3 protein-coding genes are annotated in these 5334 nt (G+C 63.0%); 1 reads left to right on the top strand and 2 read right to left on the bottom strand.

Features of this window, described 5'->3' with window-relative positions; all coding sequences use genetic code 11:
* Positions 1 to 51 precede the first annotated feature (51 nt).
* Positions 52 to 828, bottom strand: coding sequence for a type III pantothenate kinase (locus Q0O05_RS11065; RefSeq protein WP_293663049.1), 777 nt, complete (start codon positions 826 to 828; stop codon positions 52 to 54).
* A gap of 168 nt (positions 829 to 996) precedes the next feature.
* On the opposite strand from Q0O05_RS11065, the gene icmF reads away from it, so the two are divergent.
* Positions 997 to 4320: a fused isobutyryl-CoA mutase/GTPase IcmF gene (icmF, locus tag Q0O05_RS11060; RefSeq protein WP_293663048.1), complete on the top strand. Its 3324-nt coding sequence runs from the start codon at positions 997 to 999 to the stop codon at positions 4318 to 4320.
* A gap of 27 nt (positions 4321 to 4347) precedes the next feature.
* On the opposite strand, the gene Q0O05_RS11055 is transcribed toward icmF, so the two are convergent.
* The coding region (locus tag Q0O05_RS11055; protein WP_293663047.1) for a type I restriction-modification enzyme R subunit C-terminal domain-containing protein at positions 4348 to 5334 on the bottom strand (987 nt) is incomplete at its 5' end.

Raw genomic sequence — 5334 nt, 5'->3', positions numbered from 1 at the left:
GCCGCTGGGCGCCACCTACTGGGTGAAGCTGGCCGAGGCGTGGCTTGCGCCTCAGCCGGCTGCTGCTGCGTAGCGACCCTGCGCCATCTGCAGGAGCCCTTCGAAAATCAGGTTGTCGACCAGCTCGCAAGGGCGAGTCATGCTGGGGGCCATCTTCCAGCCTGCGCCGCCGGTCATGATGCAGGCCGGCTCCTGGCCACAGCGGGAATGCACATGCTGCACCATGCGTTCCACCGCACCGGCAATCGCAAAGGTGCCGCCGCTGGTAAGCGCATCGCTGGTGTTGGTGGGGAATTCGCGGACTTCGCCGGTGGGCACATGCAGGCCGGCCGTGCCGGACTCCAGCGCCCGCAGCATGATGCCGTGTCCGGGCAGGATCAAACCGCCAAGGAACTTGCCGTCTGCGTCAACCGCCTCGACCGTGACCGCCGTGCCCACCATCACCACCACAAACGGCAGCGCCTGTCCGCGCTTGCGCAGGTGGTGGTAGGCGCCAATCATGGCCACCCAGCGGTCTGCGCCGAGGCGCGACGGGTAGTCGTAGCCATTGCGCAGGCCTGCCTCCTGGTCGCTCGCCACCACCCACTGCGGCACCACGTCCCACAGGTCCATCTGTTCCTGTACGCGCCGCTTCAGGGTATCTCCGGCCACCACGCAGCCCAGCACCTGGGAGGGCGGCGCCATATGGCGCCAGGCGCCATCGGCGAGTTTGTCGATGTTCTCCAGAAACTCGGCGCCCTGGGCCAGCAGGGCCGCACCCGGGCGGGGCTCGGCGTAGTGCGCCCACTTCAGCCGGGTGTTGCCGATATCCAAGGCAAGAAAAGTCATGGAAGCGGACTCTACCGGATTCGGCCGGCTGTCAGGCACATTCCGACGCGGTGGTTTACAGTTGACGTTTACGTTAACGTCAAACCAACCTTGACCATAGTTGAAGTGACCCGGACCGCCTAGGTCCAGCCCGCTGCCTCCGGTGGCAACCTGTTTTGTGAGCGCCCTATGACCGACCTGTCTGCCGACATCAAAGCCCTGGCCAACTACCGCCCGACCCACAAGGTGCGTTTTGTCACCGCTGCCAGCCTGTTTGATGGACACGATGCCGCCATCAACATCATGCGCCGCATCCTGCAGGGCATGGGGGCCGAAGTCATTCACCTCGGCCACAACCGCAGCGTAGACGAGGTGGTGACCGCCGCCCTGCAGGAAGACGTGCAGGGCATTGCCATCAGCTCGTACCAGGGCGGGCACGTCGAGTATTTCAAATACATGGTCGACCTGCTCAAGGCCCGGGGCGGAGCGCACATTCAGGTGTTTGGCGGCGGCGGCGGGGTCATTGTCCCGCCCGAAATCCGCGAGCTGCACGCCTATGGCGTAGCCCGGATCTACAGCCCCGAAGACGGCCAGCGTATGGGCCTGCAGGGCATGATCGGCGAGATGGTGATGAGATGCGACAAAGACCTCAGCGCCTTCGCCCCTACCGACTTGGCCGCCATTCAGGGCCATACCGAGACCAGCTGGCGCGCACTCGCCCAGTTACTTACCGCCATCGAGGCTTTTAAGCTCAATCCGGCGTTGGCCCAGGAGATACGGGCGCAAGCAGCTACAAAAAAAGTAGCAACTATCGGCATCACCGGCACCGGCGGAGCCGGCAAGTCCAGCCTCACTGACGAACTCATCCGCCGTCTGCGGCTGGACCAGGGCGACAGTCTGCGGGTGGCGGTGATCTCCATCGACCCCAGCCGCCGCAAGAGCGGAGGCGCCCTGCTGGGCGACCGCATTCGCATGAACGCCATCTCCCCTTGGAACAAGCCGGCGGGCCAAGACGCTGCTGCGGCTTCCAGCCAGCGCGTGTTCATGCGCAGCCTGGCCACGCGCGACTTCGGCTCCGAGATCAGCGCGGCGCTCCCCGATGTAATCGCCGCCTGCAAGGTCGCCGGCTTTGATTTGGTGGTGGTGGAAACCTCGGGCATAGGCCAGGGCGACGCAGCGATTGCGCCGCTGGTGGATCTGCCCGTTTACGTGATGACGCCCGAGTTCGGCGCGGCCAGCCAGCTCGAAAAAATCGACATGCTGGACTTTGCCGAGTTCGTGGCCATCAACAAGTTTGACCGCAAGGGCGCCAGCGACGCGCTGCGCGATGTGGCCAAGCAAGTTCAGCGCAACCGCGAGGCCTGGACCACGCCCACCGAACAGATGCCTGTTTTTGGCACCATGGCCGCCCGCTTCAATGATGACGGCGTGACCGCGCTGTACCAAGCGATGGTGCCCCGCCTGCAGGCCCTGGGGGTGCCCATGCGGGCGGGCATGTTGCCGCGCGCTGAAGTGCGCCACAGTTCCAACCAATCTCCCGTGGTGCCGGCTGCGCGCACCCGTTACCTGGCCGAAATCAGCGACACCGTACGCGGCTACAAAAAGCGCGCCCGCGAGCAGGCCCGCCTGGCCCGCGAAATCCAGCAGCTGCGCGCCGCCGGACAGATGCTGCAAGACGCCAACCCCGCCAAGACCAACGCGGTCAATGCGGTAGGCCAGCTGGCCGATGAGCGCACCGAGCGCCTGGGCGCCGGCGAGCGCAAGTTGCTCAACTACTGGCCGGAGCTGCAAAAGGCGTATGCGGGCGATGAGTTCTTGGTCACCGTGCGGGACAAGGAAATCCGCACCGCACTCACCACCAAATCCCTCTCCGGTACCACCATCCGCAAGGTATCCCTGCCGCAGTACGAAGACCATGGCGAGATCCTGAAGTGGCTGATGCTCGACAACGTGCCCGGAAGCTACCCCTATACCGCAGGCACCTTTGCCTTTAAGCGAGAGGGGGAAGACCCGACCCGCATGTTCGCAGGCGAAGGCGACGCATTCCGCACCAACACCCGCTTCAAGCTGCTCTCCAGCGGCATGCCAGCCAAGCGACTCTCGACCGCCTTTGACTCAGTCACCCTCTACGGCCACGACCCCGACCTGCGGCCCGACATCTACGGCAAGGTGGGCAACAGCGGTGTGAGCATTGCCACGCTCGACGACATGAAGGTGCTCTACGGCGGGTTTGATTTGTGCAACCCCGCCACCTCGGTGTCCATGACGATCAACGGCCCGGCGCCCAGCATCCTGGCCATGTTCATGAACACCGCCATCGACCAGAACCTCGACAAGTTCAAGGCCGATCAAGGCCGTGAACCGGGCGCTGATGAAGCTGCCTCCATCAAAAAATGGGTGCTGGCCAATGTGCGCGGCACGGTACAGGCCGACATCCTCAAGGAAGACCAGGGCCAGAACACCTGCATCTTCAGCACCGAGTTCAGCCTCAAGGTCATGGGCGATATTGCCCAGTACTTTGTGCAAAACGACGTGCGCAACTTCTACAGCGTCTCTATCAGCGGCTACCACATCGCCGAGGCGGGTGCCAACCCCATCAGCCAGCTGGCCTTCACGCTGTCCAACGGCTTCACCTTTGTGGAGGCGTACCTGGCGCGGGGCATGCACATTGACGACTTTGCGCCCAACCTGAGCTTCTTCTTCAGCAACGGCATGGACCCCGAATACACCGTGATGGGCCGTGTGGCGCGCCGCATCTGGGCGGTGGCTATGAAAGAAAAATACGGCGCCAATGAACGTTCACAAAAGCTCAAATACCACATCCAGACCAGCGGTCGCAGCCTGCATGCGCAGGAAATTCAGTTCAACGACATCCGCACAACGCTACAGGCGCTGATTGCCATTTACGACAACTGCAACAGCCTGCATACCAATGCGTTTGACGAGGCCATCACCACGCCTACCGAAGACTCAGTGCGTCGCGCCATGGCGATTCAACTCATCATCAACCGCGAATGGGGATTGGCCAAAAACGAAAACCCCAACCAGGGCGCCTTCATCATCGAAGAACTCACCGAGCTGGTGGAAGAAGCGGTGCTCCGAGAATTTGAGGCCATTGCTGAGCGCGGCGGCGTGCTGGGCGCGATGGAAACCGGCTACCAGCGCGGCAAGATTCAGGACGAGTCGATGCACTACGAAATGCTCAAGCACACCGGCGAGTTGCCCATCATCGGGGTCAACACCTTCCGCAACCCACATGGCGACCAGGTGCTGGACAAGCTAGAACTCGCCCGCAGCACCGAAGAAGAAAAGCAAAGCCAGCTGCACCGTTTAAGCGACTTCCACGCGCGCCATGTTAACGCTGCGCCTGCCATGCTGCAGCGCCTGCAGCAGGCGGTCATCGACGACCACAACGTGTTCGAGGTGCTGATGGACGCCGTGCGGGTCTGCTCGCTGGGTCAGATTACCAATGCGCTGTTCGAGGTGGGCGGGCAGTACCGGCGCAATATGTGATTGCGCTTTCGTGAGGGGACTACCGCATCAGGCGGCCAGCGCGGTGGCCTTGATCTCGTCCAACACCCCGAACAACTCTTCCACCTGGGCAGACGTAAATAGCGCGTCGGGTCCTTGTGGTGCATAGCCAGTGAAAGGCGGCTCGTAGAGCAAGCCTGGCTCCATCACCCCACGCTCGGTTAGGTGGGTGACGATCAGGTTCACAAACTCTAGCTGGTTGGCGCTCAGCGTTTTGCCGGCAACAAAGCGGTTGAGCGCCCGGGTGGCCGCCTCGCGGTCTAGGCCGACCAGCCCACGTACAAACAAGCCTAACCCGTGGGACTCTTGACCGGCGCGGGCCACGTCTTCGGCAGTGGCGGTTCCGCTATCGATCAGCAGGCGCTCCAGCTCGGCCAAATCGGTCGCGGTGAGTGGCTGGTTGCGGCGCAGCTTGTGCAGGGTGATGTGGTTTTCGTGCGTGCGCAAGAAGGCCCGCACCTTGAGCCGGAACCGCTCAAAGTCGCCCGCACTGCCGCCCATGGGCAAGGCTACTTCGGTGGTTTTCCCTACGGCATCCTCAAAGTCGGTGTAGACCACCTTGCGGCGGGTCTTTTCCAGCAACTTGATGAGCCCACGCAGGTGCCTGCGCGCCTGCTCCAGCATGGGCAGCATCACGTCTTGCCACCACTCCTCGCCGGCCACCGCCTCAATCAGCACCAAATGCTTTTTCACATCCGGGATGCTGCCTAGCTCGCTTAACCCGTCAGCAAGCCCACGCACTTGCTTGCGCAGCCGGGCAAAGCCGACATCGCCGCGCGCACTTCCCAGCTGGGTGCGTAGCATCAACAAATCGAAGCGCTTGGCTTCTTCATCGTCGTCGCGCACGGCGCTGGGCAGGCCGGAGACGTGTTGCGCCAAGTCCGCCAGTTGGTCGCTGGTGACCTTGTGCCACGCGTCTGCCTGGCTCCAAGGCTCCACCCAGCGGCGCTGGGGGCGCACCACAATGTTATCCAGCTGCATACCCGCCACCACGGT

The sequence above is a fragment of the Rhodoferax sp. OV413 genome (genome assembly GCF_945881795.1).
In the GTDB taxonomy this organism is placed as follows: domain Bacteria; phylum Pseudomonadota; class Gammaproteobacteria; order Burkholderiales; family Burkholderiaceae_C; genus Allorhodoferax.
This window is presented reverse-complemented; position numbering and strand designations above follow the sequence as displayed.

Coding starts and splice junctions, on each gene's coding strand:
- Q0O05_RS11065 (WP_293663049.1), bottom strand. CDS start 828: ATGACTTTTCTTGCCTTGGATATCGGCAACACCCGGCTGAAGTGGGCG.
- icmF (WP_293663048.1), top strand. CDS start 997: ATGACCGACCTGTCTGCCGACATCAAAGCCCTGGCCAACTACCGCCCG.